This is a genomic window from Acinetobacter sp. ANC_7504, assembly GCF_056779995.1.
On record NZ_JBWYIZ010000007.1, the window covers coordinates 35,034 to 51,450 of the forward strand.

Annotated in this window: 17 protein-coding genes; 3 read left to right on the forward strand and 14 right to left on the reverse strand. The window is 38.7% G+C overall.

The window, feature by feature from the left end:
- Positions 1 to 100: 100 nt before the first annotated feature.
- The 3 genes from AC1M9F_RS08910 to lgt all read right to left on the reverse strand — a co-directional run bounded on the left by AC1M9F_RS08910 (position 101) and on the right by lgt (position 1,756).
- Positions 101 to 475 (reverse strand): hypothetical protein, encoded by a 375-nt coding sequence (locus tag AC1M9F_RS08910; RefSeq protein ID WP_481597585.1) that lies wholly within the window; start codon positions 473 to 475, stop codon positions 101 to 103.
- 9 nt (positions 476 to 484) lie between these two features.
- On the reverse strand, positions 485 to 856 hold the full coding sequence (locus AC1M9F_RS08915; RefSeq protein ID WP_481588675.1) for a hypothetical protein: 372 nt from the start codon (positions 854 to 856) through the stop codon (positions 485 to 487).
- Positions 857 to 940: 84 nt separating this feature from the next.
- Positions 941 to 1,756: a prolipoprotein diacylglyceryl transferase gene (lgt, locus tag AC1M9F_RS08920; RefSeq protein ID WP_481597586.1), complete on the reverse strand. Its 816-nt coding sequence runs from the start codon at positions 1,754 to 1,756 to the stop codon at positions 941 to 943.
- Between the two features lie 93 nt (positions 1,757 to 1,849).
- Between lgt and AC1M9F_RS08925 the strand changes: the two genes are divergently transcribed.
- A complete protein-coding gene (locus AC1M9F_RS08925; protein WP_481597587.1) occupies positions 1,850 to 2,653 on the forward strand; it encodes an NRDE family protein in 804 nt (267 codons plus the stop codon).
- A 27-nt stretch (positions 2,654 to 2,680) separates the two neighbouring features.
- Here the strand turns inward: AC1M9F_RS08925 and AC1M9F_RS08930 are convergent, their stop codons facing one another.
- From AC1M9F_RS08930 to tatA, 4 genes are all read right to left on the reverse strand, one after another.
- Positions 2,681 to 4,888, reverse strand: a complete 2,208-nt coding sequence (locus AC1M9F_RS08930; protein ID WP_481597588.1) for a PhoX family protein — start codon at positions 4,886 to 4,888, stop codon at positions 2,681 to 2,683.
- A gap of 165 nt (positions 4,889 to 5,053) precedes the next feature.
- Positions 5,054 to 5,836: a twin-arginine translocase subunit TatC gene (tatC, locus tag AC1M9F_RS08935; RefSeq protein WP_481597589.1), complete on the reverse strand. Its 783-nt coding sequence runs from the start codon at positions 5,834 to 5,836 to the stop codon at positions 5,054 to 5,056.
- A complete protein-coding gene (gene tatB, locus AC1M9F_RS08940; protein WP_481597590.1) occupies positions 5,833 to 6,297 on the reverse strand; it encodes a Sec-independent protein translocase protein TatB in 465 nt (154 codons plus the stop codon). Before tatB ends, tatC begins: the two co-directional genes overlap by 4 nt.
- Positions 6,298 to 6,312: 15 nt before the next feature.
- Positions 6,313 to 6,540 (reverse strand): Sec-independent protein translocase subunit TatA, encoded by a 228-nt coding sequence (gene tatA, locus AC1M9F_RS08945; RefSeq protein ID WP_035266725.1) that lies wholly within the window; start codon positions 6,538 to 6,540, stop codon positions 6,313 to 6,315.
- Between the two features lie 172 nt (positions 6,541 to 6,712).
- On the opposite strand from tatA, the gene AC1M9F_RS08950 reads away from it, so the two are divergent.
- Positions 6,713 to 7,588 carry an AEC family transporter gene (locus tag AC1M9F_RS08950; protein ID WP_481597591.1) on the forward strand — a complete coding sequence of 292 codons (876 nt, stop codon included), beginning with the start codon at positions 6,713 to 6,715 and terminating at the stop codon, positions 7,586 to 7,588.
- On the opposite strand, the gene rdgB is transcribed toward AC1M9F_RS08950, so the two are convergent.
- Positions 7,585 to 8,214, reverse strand: a complete 630-nt coding sequence (gene rdgB, locus AC1M9F_RS08955) for an RdgB/HAM1 family non-canonical purine NTP pyrophosphatase (RefSeq protein WP_481597592.1) — start codon at positions 8,212 to 8,214, stop codon at positions 7,585 to 7,587. The two genes, AC1M9F_RS08950 and rdgB, sit on opposite strands and share 4 nt — an antisense overlap.
- A 94-nt stretch (positions 8,215 to 8,308) precedes the next feature.
- On the opposite strand from rdgB, the gene AC1M9F_RS08960 reads away from it, so the two are divergent.
- Positions 8,309 to 8,764, forward strand: a complete 456-nt coding sequence (locus tag AC1M9F_RS08960; protein ID WP_481597593.1) for a GNAT family N-acetyltransferase — start codon at positions 8,309 to 8,311, stop codon at positions 8,762 to 8,764.
- 42 nt (positions 8,765 to 8,806) lie between these two features.
- Here AC1M9F_RS08960 and AC1M9F_RS08965 read toward each other — a convergent pair whose 3' ends face one another.
- The 6 genes from AC1M9F_RS08965 to AC1M9F_RS08990 form a co-directional block, all read right to left on the reverse strand.
- Positions 8,807 to 9,397: a tetratricopeptide repeat protein gene (locus AC1M9F_RS08965; protein WP_481597594.1), complete on the reverse strand. Its 591-nt coding sequence runs from the start codon at positions 9,395 to 9,397 to the stop codon at positions 8,807 to 8,809.
- Positions 9,394 to 9,987 carry a methionine biosynthesis protein MetW gene (gene metW, locus AC1M9F_RS08970; protein WP_092766759.1) on the reverse strand — a complete coding sequence of 198 codons (594 nt, stop codon included), beginning with the start codon at positions 9,985 to 9,987 and terminating at the stop codon, positions 9,394 to 9,396. The genes AC1M9F_RS08965 and metW overlap by 4 nt, the downstream gene beginning before the upstream one ends.
- A complete protein-coding gene (gene metX, locus AC1M9F_RS08975) occupies positions 9,987 to 11,147 on the reverse strand; it encodes a homoserine O-succinyltransferase MetX (protein WP_035265259.1) in 1,161 nt (386 codons plus the stop codon). Before metX ends, metW begins: the two co-directional genes overlap by 1 nt.
- A 101-nt stretch (positions 11,148 to 11,248) precedes the next feature.
- Positions 11,249 to 12,946: a 2-isopropylmalate synthase gene (gene leuA, locus AC1M9F_RS08980; RefSeq protein WP_481594948.1), complete on the reverse strand. Its 1,698-nt coding sequence runs from the start codon at positions 12,944 to 12,946 to the stop codon at positions 11,249 to 11,251.
- Between the two features lie 317 nt (positions 12,947 to 13,263).
- On the reverse strand, positions 13,264 to 13,947 hold the full coding sequence (locus AC1M9F_RS08985) for a Fe2+-dependent dioxygenase (RefSeq protein ID WP_481597595.1): 684 nt from the start codon (positions 13,945 to 13,947) through the stop codon (positions 13,264 to 13,266).
- A 64-nt stretch (positions 13,948 to 14,011) separates the two neighbouring features.
- A complete protein-coding gene (locus AC1M9F_RS08990) occupies positions 14,012 to 16,303 on the reverse strand; it encodes a TonB-dependent receptor (protein ID WP_481597596.1) in 2,292 nt (763 codons plus the stop codon).
- Between the last annotated feature and the right edge of the window lie 114 nt (positions 16,304 to 16,417).

Consider the following 16,417-nt stretch of genomic DNA (forward strand, 5'->3'; position numbering starts at 1 on the left):
AGGCACAGTTTTGGAGTAGAAATAATACTGTTCTGTAGCAAAGCGTTAAGTGAGTGTGATTAATTTATATTTATTTTCATTTGCTTAGTAGTTTTGAAATTCAGCGGGGTGTACGAGATGCATATAAACTCACTACGAATAATCCCACTGCGCTATAACCCATGAGTTGTACAAAAAGTGCAAAAAACTCTCTGCTATTTTGAAAGTTCAGCGCTGAAAGCATGAAGATAAAAAATACAATCAAGATGAAAGGACTAAAAGCATAAAATACTTTCAGTTGATGCTTTAGACGCGTAGATTGGATCAAAACATGATGAATAATGTGTAGAATTAAGCCTAAACATAAGCTCATTAGTGTCGATAGAAAATCAAGTTTTTTAATTTCAGCTGTCAACAGAATCACTACACACGTTGATATACAAATGATCAATTTAATCGTGCGTGTGCATCGTTCCGAATACCAGAAATTTAACATAATGACGTCTTAATGCTGATGTTGATGAAGTAGAGACAGTGGAGAAAATAAGCAAATAGATAAAGCCATAAATCCTAATCCTTGAGCACCAGGTAAAAGAATTTCTCCATCCTTTGCATGCATGAAAATTAAGGCAAGTAGCAAAGCGATAGGAATCCAAGTAAATAATCGGTACATCAGCCCAGTTGGATGGTGTGAAGCGAAATGAATTTTACAGTAACGGCAAATAAGAAAAACAATACCTGTGCCCATAAACATTAAGAGGGCATCGAAGTTAAGCGGTTGCATCCAATATAACGTAGCGGTAGCACTCGCAATCAAAATAAAAAATAAAGCTTTGTGTTGTATTGAAACTTTAGGATCAAACCAAAACTCGAGCATAGCAATCTGAATCAAAGTAAATAAGTCAAAACTCTAGCACAAAAAAAGGCGAACAAGATGTTCACCTTTGAGGACATAATTTACTTATTTGCCATTATTTTGTAGAGGACCCCAGTCATATACTTTCTTTTGGTAGGCATACCAAAGCATCCATAGCCCGATGAGAATCATTGGAACTGTAAGGAATTGTCCTTTGCTCATCCATCCGATAAATAATTGTCCATTATCTGGCTCACGGAAGAATTCAACTGTGAAGCGAGCGATGCCATATCCAATTAAGAAGAGGGCAGAAACAGCCATGCGTGGACGAGGTTTAGAACTAAACCACCACAGAACAATAAAAAGAATCAAACCCTCACAGAGTGCTTGGTAAAGTTGGGATGGGTGTCGTACGAGTTGTAAAGGATCTGTAGGGAAAATCATACCCAATGCGAAATTTGTATCTGTGACTTGTCGGCCATAAAGTTCGCCGCCAATAAAGTTGCCAATACGACCAAACATCAGACCTGTTGGAACACATGGGGCAATAAAATCAAGTGTTTGGAACCAAGTCATTTTGTATTTTTTACACCACAATAACATGGCCAACATGACACCTAAGAAGCCGCCATGGAAGCTCATGCCACCTGTCCAAACTTGGAATAACCATATCGGATTTGCAAGGAATTGATCAAAACCATAAAAGAACACATAGCCTACTCGACCACCAATCACGACACCTAATGCACCGTAAAAGATGAGATCAGAGACCATGTCTGGTGTCCATCCTCGTTGCTTAGCACGGAATGTTGCCAAGCCCCACGCAAATAAAAATGCGAGTAGATACATGAGTCCATACCAGTGAACTTGTAATGGACCCACAGATATTGCCACTGGGTCAATAGAAGGATAGGTCAGCATTGCTTTTCCTTTATATTATGTTTTGTGTCGATTCTAACGGAAAGACTGAAAAAATGTTGTACATTCAATGTGTAAAGTTCTAAGGATGCAACGATGTGTATTGTAGCAATCGCATGGCAAGTGTTGGATGAAACACCATTATGCTTAATTTCAAATCGGGATGAGTTTTATGACCGACCTGCTTCACAAATTGATAAGTGGGAAAATAGCCCAATTATTGCAGGTCAAGATTTACAATCTGGTGGGACATGGATGGGGATTACTGCTGCAGGACGTTGGGCACTTGTGACAAATTACCGTGATGCAAATGATAAGAAGGAATATCCAACTTCAAGAGGACATATCATTCAGCAATATCTGGAATCCGATTTAGTACCGATCCGATTTGCCCAAGAATTAGAAAAAAAGCAATGTGATTACGCTGGATTCAACCTGTTTATCGGAACCTCTGATCAAGCGGTTTATATGAGTAATCGTGGTGAATCTCCACAAGTGCTTGCCAAAGGTGTATATGTGGTTTCCAATGGTGTATTAAGTGATCCATGGGAAAAAACTAAACATTTGCGTAAACGCTTTACACAAGAGTTCTTACCATTATTGCAATTAAATCCCAATGCTCAAAAAGCGTATGATTTAGAGCACGCCGTTTGGGATATCTTACAAGATGAAAGAAAAATTGATTTAGATTTATTACCTCAAACGGGCATATCGGTGGAAATGGAGCAGCTGTTATCTTCTACTTTTATACGAAGCCCAATATATGGAACACGATGTTCAAACTATTTATTGATGAAAAGAAATCAATGGACTTGGCTTGAAAAAACGCAGCAAGGTAAGCATCAGAATCAAATAGTCAAAATTGATTTGCATTTCTCAAAAAAAATGCCGACATCGTAGTCGGCATTTTCTATTTCAATGTTTGAATTAAGCAGCAGGAGTGTTTTCTTTCTTTTCTAGACTTTCGCCAACAATCTCGCCACCATCTTTACGTGTAATCACGACCGTCGCAGAGCGAGGACGTGTACCTTTACCACCGCTGATAGTGTTGCTGTGATTTGCAGGCCAAGTGCCACCTGGATGCTGAACATTCACAAAAATAGCTTTATAGTCTGGTGTCATCGTTACACCTGTAATTTCACAGCCTGAAGGGCCTGTTAAAAAACGACGTAACTTTGAATCATCAAGCTGTGCGCCAGCAGGAGTAAGTTGAGTGGCATTATTTGAACCAGCATTTGCAGAAGTCACTTTACCATCACTTACTTGACCTGGAAGTGCAGCGAGCATCATGCAATTCGTCTCATCTGTATAAGCGCCATCATCAGTCTGTACCCACAAGACACCACGTGGATCAAACCATAGGCCATCTGGACTTGAGAAATCATTTGCTGATGTGAGTCCAGATAGGTTTACACCCGGAAGTGAATCTTCTTCTGCGCCAAATAAGAAGATATCCCATACAAATGTTTTTGCTGTAACAGTATCACCAGTTTCACGGAAACGAATAATATGTCCGTTGATATTCCCGCGAGGACTACCACCTTTATCATTATCAGCATAATTACGAGGGTTGGCAGCATCAATCGTATGCTCACTTCCACGTAATGAGTTATTTGTTAAGGTGACATAAACCTCACCATTCTCTGGGTTTACTGCAACCCATTCTGGACGATCCATTTTGGTTGCACCAACTGCATCACCTGCTAAACGGGCATTTACCAATACATCAGCTTGATCTGTAAATTTGTATTTTGAATAACTAGCAATTAATGGATTGGAGATATTGAGTTCAATCCACTCACCAGACGTCTTTTGAGTTGCTTCATTAAAGTTAAATTTAGCAACATAGAATTTACCGTTATTCATATATTTATCACCAGCAGCATAACCGCCGTTGATATCTTTAGGGTCCCAAACCGCATCTGAAACAAATTTATAGATATATTCGCCTTGAGAGTCATCCCCCATATAGAAGGCTAGTGGTTGCCCAGGAATGGCACGACTGACACGACAATCTTCATGTGCAAAACGTCCAAGAGCTGTACGTTTTACTGGGCGTTGACGACCATCAAACGGGTCAATTTCAACAATCCAACCAAATGTATTTGGTGAGTTTCTAAAATCTTGAGTTGCAGAAGATGCAGAGACTTTAGTTAACCAGCGCTCATAGACATCTTGAGGGAACAGTTGTGCTTGAACTGTGTGCCACTGATAAGAACTATTTGAAGCAATTTTATAGCGTTTTAACGACTCCAAATCCTTTTCAGAACGATCTTTATCATCGCGAGTAAAGTATTGGTTAAAGTTTTCTTCAGTGGTTAAGTATGTGCCCCAAGGCGTATAACCGTTACCACAGTTATTGATCGTACCTAATGTAAATGTGCCTTCTGGACTGATCTTGGTTTGTACCAATTCATGCCCTTTTACAGGACCAGCGAAATCGATCGGTGTTGCAGCTGTAATTCGACGGTTGAATACAGAGCGTTTGTTTAGAGTGACTTGTTGAGTTGTAGGATTTTTTTGTACTTCAATCACTGAAACGCCGTGACAGTTGATTTCACGTAATGCTTCATCTTCAGAACGAATATCCGCTGAAATGGTATTATTCGCTGGATGCAAAATCGCTTTGTTATCTACATATTCGTGGTTGAGTACCAGTAAACCTACATTTGACTCGTTTTGATCATAACGACTATTTTTCATGCCGAAATATGTCATACCGTCATGACATTCGCCTGAGCGCATGGTAAATGAAGCACCACTCGGAATATTATCTGCATCCCATTCAGGCATACCTTCAAAAAGCGGGTCTCCTAGTGCATAAATAACACGTGCTTCATATCCTTCAGGCACTGTGAATTCATTTTTAATATTTTTATCAACCGCTTTAAATGTTAGTTCAGTTGGCGTTTTTGATTTGTCGAATTCAGGTTGAGAAGGATTTGAGTTGTTATTTTCATTGTCGTCACTGTTACAGCCTGCTACTGAAGCCGCTACTGTCAATGCTACTGCACCACCAGCAGTCTTCTTAATAAGATCTCTACGCGTAATTTGCTTTTCAAGTAAATGGTGAAATTCTGGATTCCCCGAATCATTGCTATCGTAATCATCGTTAAAAGGTGTTAAATCAGTCATGTTCGTTCCTAGCATCTTGCTTGGTAGTTTTTAGCGTCACCAACAACTTAATGCGCAATCATGACAATCAAATGATAGATTTATGTCAGTTGAATTAAGCTTTTATTTAAAGAGTATGAAAAAGGCGAGTCTTAAGACTCGCCTATGTTTAAAAGGGTCAAAATATCAAAGTACTGACTTTGCTCTTCTATTTTCGAGTAATTTTCCAAAGAAAAGCCCCAATTCAAATAACATCCACATTGGTATCGCCAACATAATCATCGATAGTGCATCAGGTGGCGTCACAAACATAGAAACGAAGAAACAACCTACAATAATAAAACGTCTTTTTTCAACCAATTGTTCTGTGGTAACGACCCCAATCATAATGAGTAATAAAGTCACAATTGGAATTTCAAAAGTTAAACCAAAAACCAAGAATAATTTTAAACAGAAACTCAGATAGCTATTAATGTCAGTCATGGGTGCAACCGTTTCAGGTGCAACGCTAATAAAAAAATGTAAAATCGAAGGGAGGGCTATAAAGTAAGCAAAAGCAACACCCGCATAAAATAATGTAATACTTCCGATGAGTAATGGTAGAGCTAAAGCTTTCTCATTTTTATATAGCGCCGGTCTGACAAAAGCCCATATTTGATAAATGATAAATGGTATGGCGATCATTAGAGCAACGAAGAAGTTTAACTTAAATGGTGCCATAAATGTCGCGGTGACATCCGTTGCAATCATTGATGAATTTATTGGGAGTTGAGCTCTAAGAGGCTCAGACATCATTTGATAGCTTTGATTTGCAAATGGTAATAAACAAAAGAATAAAACGAGAATGACCCCAACTATTCTAAATAAATATTTTCTTAAAATAATAAGATGCTTGGTTATTGGCATTTCTTCAAGCTGAGGATTTTCCTCATTTGAAGAGATGATATTTGGGAGAGTATTGTGACTCATACTGCCTCCGCTAAGACGACATACGGTTTATTGTGTTGCGCTGAATTTTGAATATGAATAAAACTTTGCTTAGGTGTAGCGTGTCCTCTAAAAGGAACTGCTGTACTGTGCTGTACGTTTAAATACACATAAATAGGTCTTGTTTCAGAGAGAACCTGTAGATCGATAGGTGGATTTAAATATTCATCGCTTAATACTGTGTGTTTTTCAATTTCCTGCATTTGCGCTTTCATTTTTTCTTCTAATTTTTGAATGCGCTTCATTTCAGTCTGCATTTGTTCTTTAAGTTCAGACATTCTTAGTTCACGATCAATATCATTTTGTACATTACTGACCATACGCTTAATTTTGCCATACCATTTACCTGCAAATCGCGCACCCTCAGGAAGCTTTTCAGGTCCAAGAACAAGCAATGCAATGATGCCAAACATTAATAGTTCAGCCATACCAATATTCAGCATTACTGTTACCTACCTTTAATGTTTCGCAGTTGAGTTCAAATCATGAGATGTTTGATGTTCAATCGTGCGTGGTTCTTTTAATTGAGCAGATGTGCTCTGGTCTTCGTCATCCTTAATTGATTTTTTAAAATCTTTAACCGCACCACCAACATCTTTACCCAAATTTTTTAGCTTAGACGTACCGAACAAAAGTAAAACGACAATTGCGAAAATAAGTACGTGCCAAATTGATAATCCAGCCATGATATATTCCTTATTGAAAATGATCTTGAATGATTTCAACAGTTCTTTATGACAGCAAGTTGACGGAATTATTTCAGTTTGAAGTCATGGCTTTTTTATGTGTGCAAGAGACTTATCCTGAAGTGAAATAGATGTTGTGCTAAGATGAGAAAAAATCTATTTCATATTTAATATGGTTCTTCTACTCCCACTAGTCTCCTTTCTTATCGGCTATTTTGGCGTAGAATATTTACAAAAAATTCGTCCCTTTATGGCGATGTTGTTGGCGAAAGTGCTGATTCCTCTCATCATTATTTACAATATGGTGTTTTATCAAGAGGGCAGTTTATGGTTGATGTTATTTAGTTTTATCGCTTCATTTTTGCTGTATTTATTTGTTTATTACCGTACAAAAGACAAATTAGTCTCCTTATGTTCCAGTTACCTAAACATGGCTTGGCTTGGCTTTCCATTTGCATTCGCTATTTTTGGTGCGCAAGCATCTAGTCCTATGGTTGCACTTTATGTCGGGGGCTCTATTTTTGGTAATATTTGTGCAGTGACCGTATTAAGTGCTGAAAAGCAGTCTGCGATGGAGATTTTGAGAAAGTTGACTTTCTCTCCACCGATTTTAGCTTTACTAGTTGCTGGTTTTCTTTCGTTATGGAATGTTAGTCATTTTCAGCAGAATGCAATAATTCAATCATTGTATATATTGGATAAGTGGTTAATGACCTTTACAGGGATGTGTATCCTTGGGATGTGGTTATCTCAAGTAAAAATTCACTTGTCCGACTTAATTGAAAGTTTAAAACTTGCTTTGATTAAATTTTTATTTGGTTTAGTGTGCTGTGCGGTAGCCTATTTGCTTCTACCGATTCCTCACGAACTGGTTATTATTGCGCTGATGTCTATGTTTTTTTTATTGCCACCCGCAGCGAATATTGTTGCTTTAGAAACACATTATTCAGGAACAGGCGTTTCAGCCCAATATATCGCAGCGGGTACCATCGTAAGTTGCATGACAATTGGTTTATTTGCCATGGTTTATCATGGACTGATCGTTTAGTTCTTTTCGAGGCTTGCTTTGAATAACTGCATGGCTTGACCACGATGACTGATCTTATTTTTTTCTTCTTTGGTCATTTCAGCGCTACTAATATTGAGTTCAGGTAGCCAAAACAGTGGGTCGTAGCCAAAACCATTTTTGCCACGTGCTACTTCCAAAATTTCACCTTTCCAGATTCCTTGGAAAATCTGAGGTAAAGGATCTTCAGCGTGTTGAACTAAGGCGAGTACACACACAAACATCCCTTCAATCACGTCACCATTGTTACGTAATGGTGCTAAATCCGCCAGTAATTTAGCATTATTGGCAGCATCATCGCCATGCTCACCAGCATAACGTGCAGAGTAAATACCAGGAGCACCACCAAGTGCAGGGACGCAAATACCTGAGTCATCTGCTATAGCTGGTTTACCCGAAATCTTAGAGGCATGTCGTGCTTTGATAATGGCATTTTCTACAAAACTTAACCCATCTTCCACCGCATCCTCAATGTTCAGTTGTCCTTGAGGCACAACGTTAACAGGGAGTTTTAATTCTTCAAATAACTTTTCGAACTCAGCTATTTTCCCTTTATTGTTGCTCGCTAAAACCAAAGTACCTTGATCTAACCAATCTTTAGACGCCATGTTGAATCACTTTCTGTTTCAAATTTGAAGCTATTCTAACGGATATTTGCGATGATACAGATGAACTCATCTTTAAAATAACCAATCATTAATCATGACAAATTTAAATAGCATTCATATTCGTCAAGCCGAGATCGCTGATGCTGAAAATATTGCATCCTGTATTGCTTTAGCTTTGAATCACTTTGATGAAATTCCAAAAAGTAAGTCCCTATTTTCAAAAGAAGCTCTTGTATCGCACATCAATCATCAAGAGATAAAATACTTTGTTGCAGAATTAAAGCAGTCGCTTGTGGGGGTGATTGCTTACAAACAACCCGCCCATATTTTTCATTTTTTTGTTCATCCAAATCTGCAATTTCAAGGCGTTGGAACTCATTTATTTAATTATGTGTTAGATCAATTAACTCAAACGGATATCCAACAGATAACAGTCAATGCACATATAGGGGCTGTTCATTTTTATAAAAAATTAGGTTTTACTTCACATAGTGAAGTGGACATATTCGAAGATATGAAATTCATAAGAATGAAGAAGATGATCGAATAAAAAAAGCACCGATAGGTGCTTTCTTCAAACTTATAAGCGTAATTAACGGCTTTGAATCCATTGATCAGCACGGTCACGTGCAGTACGAATTTGTTCTGGTGTCAGGTTGGCAGCCAAAGCCGTCTTTTTCGTCTCAGACATATTGATCACTTTATTATCTAACATGCCATCACGTGTAGAAAGCTCATACCATTGGTAAGCACCCATATAGTTTTTCTTTTGCTCTTCCATAACGGCTAAATTGAAGCTTGCACGATTGTCACCATGACTTGCTGCTTTTTCGAAGTATTGGCGAGCTAAGGTTTCATTTTTAGTAACACCAATACCATCAGCATACATACGACCCACATTCAGCTGAGCAGATGAAATACCTTGATCGGCTGCTGCCTTATACCAAACGAAAGCTTGTTTTAGGTCTTTAGCAACATCTTTACCATGTTGATAATGTGTTGCCAGATAAAACTGGGCAGCCGGTTGACCTGCTCGAGCAGCTTTTTGCAGCTCAGATACAGGCATACGTGAATACTGTGCAGCCAGTGCAGAAGTTGATGGTTGTTGAGGTACATAATCTGCATGAACTTGGAAACTCAACAACCCTAGAAATAATGAAGTACCTAAGAATAACTTTTTCATAGAGCGCTCACTCGATAAATCGCGACCTCGCCAAACAAGTTCGGGATATGCTTGCTGAGCAAACTCCCTTGTTGATTCCCATTCACGGCTAAACGGTCAATAATTTTAATTTGATTCTCAGCACAAAGTGCTTCGAAATCCTTAAACGTGCACAGATGGATATTTGGAGTGTTATACCACATATAGGGTAAGGCATCCGAAACAGGCATTTTCCCTTTTAAAGCAAGGAAAGAGCGTGTTTTCCAGTGTGCAAAGTTAGGAAAAGTAATAATTGCTTGTTTCCCAACACGCACCATATCGCGCAAAAGCACATCAGGTGCATCTACAGCTTGCAAAGCTTGTGCCATGACAACATAGTCAAATGACTGGTCTGCAAAGCGTCCCAAACCGAGGTTCAAGTCTTGTTGGATGATATTTAACCCTCGACTGACTGCAATTGCAATCTTTTCTTGATCGATTTCTAATCCGTATGCACGAATGTTGTGCTTTTTGCTCATATGAGCAAGTAATTCACCATCGCCACAACCAAGATCTAAAATGCTTGAATCAGGTTTAATCCATTTTTCTGCAAGCTTCTGATCGATACGCATTACACGGTCTCCTTAGGGGTTGAAGCAAGATGGTCTACACCACCTAAGAAAGCCCTTAAAGTTTTGACATATAAAGGGATAGGGAACAAGAATGAGTCATGACCTTGTTCTGCATCAATATCAACATAGCTCACAGGCTTATGATTGGTAATCAATGCATCCACAATTTCAACAGATCGGGAAGGAGAGAATCTCCAATCCGTAGTAAATGAAATCACAAGGAATTTACATTTTGTATTCGACATTGCTTTAACTAAAGATTGTTCATACTCACGAGAAGGATCGAAGTAATCCAAAGCTTTAGTCATGATCAAGTAGGTATTCGCATCAAAGTTACGACTAAATTGTTCACCTTGATAACGAAGATAACTTTCAACTTGGAATTCAACATCGAAACCATACATGAATTTGCCAGATTTTAAATCACGACCAAATTTTTGTTTCATGGCTTCTTCAGAAAGGTAGGTAATGTGGCCTACCATCCGCGCTAGAATAAGACCACGTTTAGGATAGCTATCTTTTTCTAAATAGCGACCATGATGAAAATCAGGATCGGACAAAATGGATTGGCGCGCGACCTCATTAAATGCGATATTTTGCGCTGAAAGTTTAGGCGCACTGGCAATAATGACACAGTTATTTAATCGGTCAGGATAATCTACAGACCACTGAAGTGCCTGCATGCCTCCCAAAGAGCCACCAATAATAGAGTGCCAAACAGTGATACCAAGACGATCAGACAGCATTGCTTGAGTTTTAACCCAATCGCGCACGGTCACTAATGGAAAATCTGGACCATAAGGACGATTTTCATTTTCAGGATTTGGGGAGGTTGGTCCTGTTGATCCGTTACAACCACCAATATTGTTTAATGCCACCACAAAAAATGTATTGGTATCAATTGCTTTGCCTGGCCCAATACAAGCATCCCACCAACCTGCTTTTTTATCATCTTCATGGTGATAACCAGCAGCATGATGATGACCAGAAAGCGCATGGCAGATCAAAATTGCATTAGATTTATCTGCATTGAGTGTGCCATAAGTTTCGACCATCAATTCGAAACGTGGTAAAACGCGGCCACATTCTAATGCGAGTGGTTCTTCAAATTGGAACTTTTGTGGAACAACAATGCCCACTGAGTCAGCTGGAAAAGACACAGGATAAATTCGCCTAAAATCTTAAGTATGAATAAATAAAAGGATACCACTTGAGGGTATCCTTCTAAAGTCATTTTCGTGCTAAATATTATTGCTAATATTTATACTGCCGCAGCGATCACTTGATCTGTGCTCAAAACACCTTGATCAATTAAACGATTTGTACATGCAATAATTCCTTCAATAGATGAAGTCACGATGTTGTCATGTACACCAGCACCGAATGCTGATTTACCTGTACCTTTGACTTGAAGTTCAATTAGTGCCAACGCTTTAGCATTTGCACCAGAACCAATGCTACGTTCTTCATAGTTCACAACATCGATTGGCAACTGTAAAGCATCTAAAATTGCAGAGATTGGTCCGTTGCCTTCACCACGTAGATGTTGAACTTGACCACCGACTTCAATATCTAATTCAATGACTTGATTGCCATTTTCATCAGATAATCGATAGTTTTTCGCGACATAATGTTTATCTTTCTGATTTACATATGTACTTTGGAATAAACTCCAAATTTGCTCAGCAGAAACCTCTACGCCTTCTTCGTCAGCTACCTGTTGTACGACTTGCGAGAACTCAATTTGTAAGCGACGTGGTAATACGACGTTGTAGTTCGACTCTAACAAGTATGCGATACCACCTTTACCTGATTGTGAATTGACACGAATGACTGCGTCATAATCACGTCCCAAATCTTTAGGGTCAATTGGTAAGTAAGGCATGTCCCAAATTTCTTCGTTTTTCTGGAACTCAAAGCCTTTTTTAATCGCATCTTGGTGTGAGCCAGAAAATGCAGTAAATACTAAATCACCCGCATATGGATGACGTGGATGAACGGGTATACCTGTACATTCTTCAATAGTAGAAATGATTTCATTAATATTTGAAAAATCTAGATTTGGAGCGACACCTTGGGTATACATATTTAATGCAATCGCTGCAACGTCAACGTTACCTGTACGTTCACCATTACCAAATACACAACCTTCCACACGATCAGCACCAGCCATGATCGCTAACTCGGATGCTGCAATACCGCATCCACGGTCATTGTGACAGTGTACAGAAATAATGACACCATCGCGGCGTTGTAAGTTGCGATGCATCCATTCAACTTGGTCAGCGTAAATATGAGGTCCAGAAACTTCTACAGTCGCTGGTAAATTCAAAATAACCTTATTATCTGGACGAGCGTCCCAAATTTCAGTGACAGCATCACAGACATCTTTTGCAACTTCTAATTCAGTTGCGGTAAAGCATTCAGGAGAGTATTGGAACACCCATTCAGTTTCAGGGTATTGCGCTGCATATTCTTTCACTTTTTGAGCCGCATTCACTGCTAAGGCTTTTGCACCCGCTACATCAACATTCAATACTTTTTGGCGGAATGTTGGTGAGTTTGAATTATAGATATGCACAATTGCACGTTTTGCACCTTGTAATGATTCAAATGTACGTTGAATCAAGTGATCACGAGCTTGAACTAATACTTCGATATAGACATCATCTGGAATATGATTTTCTTCGATTAATTTACGGGTAAAGTCAAAATCAATCTGTGAGGCAGATGGAAAGCCAATTTCAATATGTTTGAAACCAATTTTCACCAACATTTGGAACATCTTGAATTTTTGTTCGATGTTCATTGGTTCGAAAATAGCTTGGTTACCATCACGAAGGTCGGTGCTCATCCAGATAGGCGCTTTATTAATTTCGTTATTTGGCCATTGACGGTCAGGTAAGTCTACACGTTGGTACATGCGACGGTATTTTTTGCTTGGATCAGCCAACATCATGAGATAACTCCTTTCATAGCACAACATGCTTGGGTCTTGTGTAAAGGCACTGCGCTATTTATATCGATTGTGTCTATTCTATCAATTTACAAGTGGCTTACTGCATCATTTTGCTGAATTCTCTAAAAATCTTTTGAATATATAGAGCTTAGCTATACCGTCACAGTGCTTGTAAATTCTTTCTTTTATTATAGTGCGATCTTCAAGAGAATTATTCCCTGATTTAGATCAAAGTATGATGAATGTGAAATTTTTTTTCACAATATATTTTTTTTTAATAAAATTTTTCATTATAAAAATTAACGATGAAAAATAAATTAGAGTTCTGCCCATTTTCGAATTAAATTGTGATAGAGGCTCGTGAGTTTGATGACTTGCTCATGTTGATCCCCTAATTCCATACGAAGTTGCTGAATAGATTGATCTAAAGTAAATAACATATGTCGATTTGAATCATCTCGAATCATACTTTGTACCCAAAAAAATGATGCCAAGCGACAACCCGATTGGATAGAAGTGACCTCATGTAAGCTAGTAGATGGATAAAGTATCAAATCTCCTGCAGGGAGTTTGACTTCGTGATATCCATAAGTATCTTCAATGACTAATTCACCGCCGTCATATTCGTGCGGATCACTCAAGAATAAAGTACAAGATAAATCTGTTCTCAAGCGTTCTTGTGAGCCTTGAACTCTGCGAATCGAATTGTCGACATGAAAACCGAATGATTGATGCTGTTCATAGCGATTAAACAGAGGAGGGATGATATCTAGTGGAATTGCTGCTGATAAGAATAAAGGATGTTGACCTAGGGATTCTAAAATAATATCGCCTAGATGTTTGGTCAGGGGATGATTATTGGAAAGTTGCTGATTATGTTTCACTGTTGCAGAGAGTGTTCCAGCTGTTACCTTTCCATTGACCCAATCTACTTTAGACATTTCTTCACGAAAATATCGAACTTGTTCAGGGCTTAGAATATTTGGAATATGATGAATCACTACGATCACTCACTGCTTTAGGTGATGAAAAGCATAGCTTGTATAGAGCTATGCTGAAATGAAATTAAAACTTGAAATTTAAAGACAATACAGCATTTCGACCTTCAGCTTCAGTTGCATAATGCGAAGCATAAGCTTTCGTGAAATAACGTGTATCTGAGAGATTATTGACGTTCAATTGAAGATCAACATCTGAATTTACTTGATAGCGAGCCATGGCGTCATAACGAACATAGCCTGGTACAAATTTGGTATTTGCAGCATCTCCATACACTCGATCCATAGCTAAAACACCAGCACCTAATTGTAATTTAGGGAGAACTTGGTAAGTTGTCCACAAAGTGGCAGAGTGTTTTGCGACATTTTGGACTTGGTTACCATTAGTTGGGCTAGCCGAATAACTTCCATCGCTATTTTTTACATAACCTGCATCAACAATTTCACTATCTAAATATGTGTATCCTGCAGATAAAGCCCATTTATTTGTGATATTGCCGTTTAAGCCTAATTCAACGCCATCAACACGTGTCTCACCAATATTTCTTGTAAATCCATCACTATCTAAAGCGCGAGTATTTTCTTTTTCTGTACGGAAAATAGCAGCTGTGAGATTAATTCTGTTATTCAAAAGGTCCCATTTGGTTCCGATTTCATAGGTTTTGACTTCTTCAGGTTTGAGGTTGTTAATTGCTCTTGCTTGTGCATCAGTCGTATTTCGTCCTGGGACACTTAACCCTTCTGAACCATTACCAGCATCGATTCCAACGGGATTAGCTGAAGTCGCATAGCTTGCATAAATTGATCCATTTTCTCTTGGTTTAAAGGTTAATCCAGCTTGATAATTGAAGAAATCGTGTTTTGAATTATATTTTGTTCCTGCTTGAATTGCTGAAGTGCCTGAACCAGTATCTTGATTGTATTTCATTTCAGTTTCGAATTCATCCCAGCGAATACCAAGGTCAAGGAGCCACTGAGGATTAAGCTCAATATTATTTAGGGCATATACTGATTGTGTTTCAGATTTAATCTTCATGACATTTGGATTAGCTTGAACTTTACCTAGCCAAGCATCATTCGAATTGGGGTTATAAAGATCAGTACACCAACCATTTGAAATATTTAATGAGCATGCATTATTAGCACCACTACCGCCTATTAACGTGGTATTAGGGTCGGTTACAATGTTTGTGCCGCGTTCAGAATCTTGTTTACTGTATTCAGCACCCAAATTGAAATTATGTTTTATGATGCCTGTTTGGAGTTTACCTGTTAATGCGAGTTGATCTGTAAAACTGTCAGTGGTTGTTAGGTTGGTATTTAGACGACGCCAAACTTTTCCATTTGCGACGTTGCCCTGACTGTCATCTGGTTGAGTCCATAAGTAATTATTTTTTGATTTGCTATAGACAGCAGTATTCATCAAGCTTAGATTTTCGCTAAAATCGTGCTCTAGCTTAAGGGTCCCACTTTGATTTTCTTGCTTTTGAAAATCACGATTTAACCAACCGTAGTATGTACCCTGTTTAACATCAACGGGTGAGCCGACGGTCGCTTTTCTGTCAGTGTCGTATTTATATGGAATACCTGAATCTGGCTTATCAGCAGACTTTAGGTAGTAGTAGGCTAGTGTCGCTCGAGTGGGCGTGTCTAACCCAAAGCTAATACTTGGTGCAATACCAGCACGTTCATATTCAGCGCCATTATGTTGTCCCGCTTTTTCATTCTGGTGACCCATTGCCACGACACGAGTCGCAATACCATTCCCAAAATCTTTATTTGCATCTAATGTGATACGTGCATAAGCATCAGTACCGCCAGCAACAGAGCCTTGGAAAGCATCTCCAGATTTGGCTAATTTGGAAATTAGGTTAATACTACCACCCGTGGAACCTCCACCACCTAAAGTAGAGGCGGAGCCTTTGGTGACTTCAACCTGTTCAACGGCAAACATTTCTCGGTTTTGAGAAGTAGAGTTCCTCACACCGTCAACGTACATTGAACTTTCAGAGTTATAACCACGGATAAATGGACGGTCACCATTTGGGTTGCCACCTTCGCCCGCACCAAGTGTAATTCCTGGAACAGTTCTTAAAGCATCAGACAGCGTAGTCACTTGAGTATCTTGTATCTGTTTTTGAGAAATAACAGAGATTGATTTGGGAGTATCGAGTAGGGGAGCAACGTATTTAGCGTTTGAGGATTTGTCGACTTTAAATGACTGCTCTGATTGAGCCTCTGATTTAATTGTTTCTAAATGCGCTGTATCTTCTTGTGCGAAAGTTTGACCTGAAATAACAGCCAATGACGTTGCTATTGCAGATGAAACGATTTTTTTACGTGTCTTGATAAAGGCCATGTTCAACCTGATATGAATTTGTTTTCAGGTTGAGAATAATAATGATTCTTTTTTAGCTTTAACGGGTCTTAAAATTGATATTTGCGATTTAAGTTAAACTAAATAACGGAAGCT

Excerpts from the sequence above, each read along its gene's own strand:
- lgt (WP_481597586.1), bottom strand. The coding sequence starts at position 1,756 with ATGCTGACCTATCCTTCTATTGACCCAGTGGCAATATCTGTGGGTCCA.
- AC1M9F_RS08930 (WP_481597588.1), bottom strand. The coding sequence starts at position 4,888 with ATGACTGATTTAACACCTTTTAACGATGATTACGATAGCAATGATTCG.
- tatC (WP_481597589.1), bottom strand. The coding sequence starts at position 5,836 with ATGAGTCACAATACTCTCCCAAATATCATCTCTTCAAATGAGGAAAAT.
- AC1M9F_RS08960 (WP_481597593.1), top strand. The coding sequence starts at position 8,309 with ATGACAAATTTAAATAGCATTCATATTCGTCAAGCCGAGATCGCTGAT.
- tatA (WP_035266725.1), bottom strand. The coding sequence starts at position 6,540 with ATGGCTGGATTATCAATTTGGCACGTACTTATTTTCGCAATTGTCGTT.
- tatB (WP_481597590.1), bottom strand. The coding sequence starts at position 6,297 with ATGCTGAATATTGGTATGGCTGAACTATTAATGTTTGGCATCATTGCA.
- AC1M9F_RS08925 (WP_481597587.1), top strand. The coding sequence starts at position 1,850 with ATGTGTATTGTAGCAATCGCATGGCAAGTGTTGGATGAAACACCATTA.
- rdgB (WP_481597592.1), bottom strand. The coding sequence starts at position 8,214 with ATGGCGTCTAAAGATTGGTTAGATCAAGGTACTTTGGTTTTAGCGAGC.
- AC1M9F_RS08910 (WP_481597585.1), bottom strand. The coding sequence starts at position 475 with ATGTTAAATTTCTGGTATTCGGAACGATGCACACGCACGATTAAATTG.
- AC1M9F_RS08950 (WP_481597591.1), top strand. The coding sequence starts at position 6,713 with ATGGTTCTTCTACTCCCACTAGTCTCCTTTCTTATCGGCTATTTTGGC.
- AC1M9F_RS08990 (WP_481597596.1), bottom strand. The coding sequence starts at position 16,303 with ATGGCCTTTATCAAGACACGTAAAAAAATCGTTTCATCTGCAATAGCA.
- leuA (WP_481594948.1), bottom strand. The coding sequence starts at position 12,946 with ATGATGTTGGCTGATCCAAGCAAAAAATACCGTCGCATGTACCAACGT.
- AC1M9F_RS08915 (WP_481588675.1), bottom strand. The coding sequence starts at position 856 with ATGCTCGAGTTTTGGTTTGATCCTAAAGTTTCAATACAACACAAAGCT.
- metW (WP_092766759.1), bottom strand. The coding sequence starts at position 9,987 with ATGCGTATCGATCAGAAGCTTGCAGAAAAATGGATTAAACCTGATTCA.
- AC1M9F_RS08965 (WP_481597594.1), bottom strand. The coding sequence starts at position 9,397 with ATGAAAAAGTTATTCTTAGGTACTTCATTATTTCTAGGGTTGTTGAGT.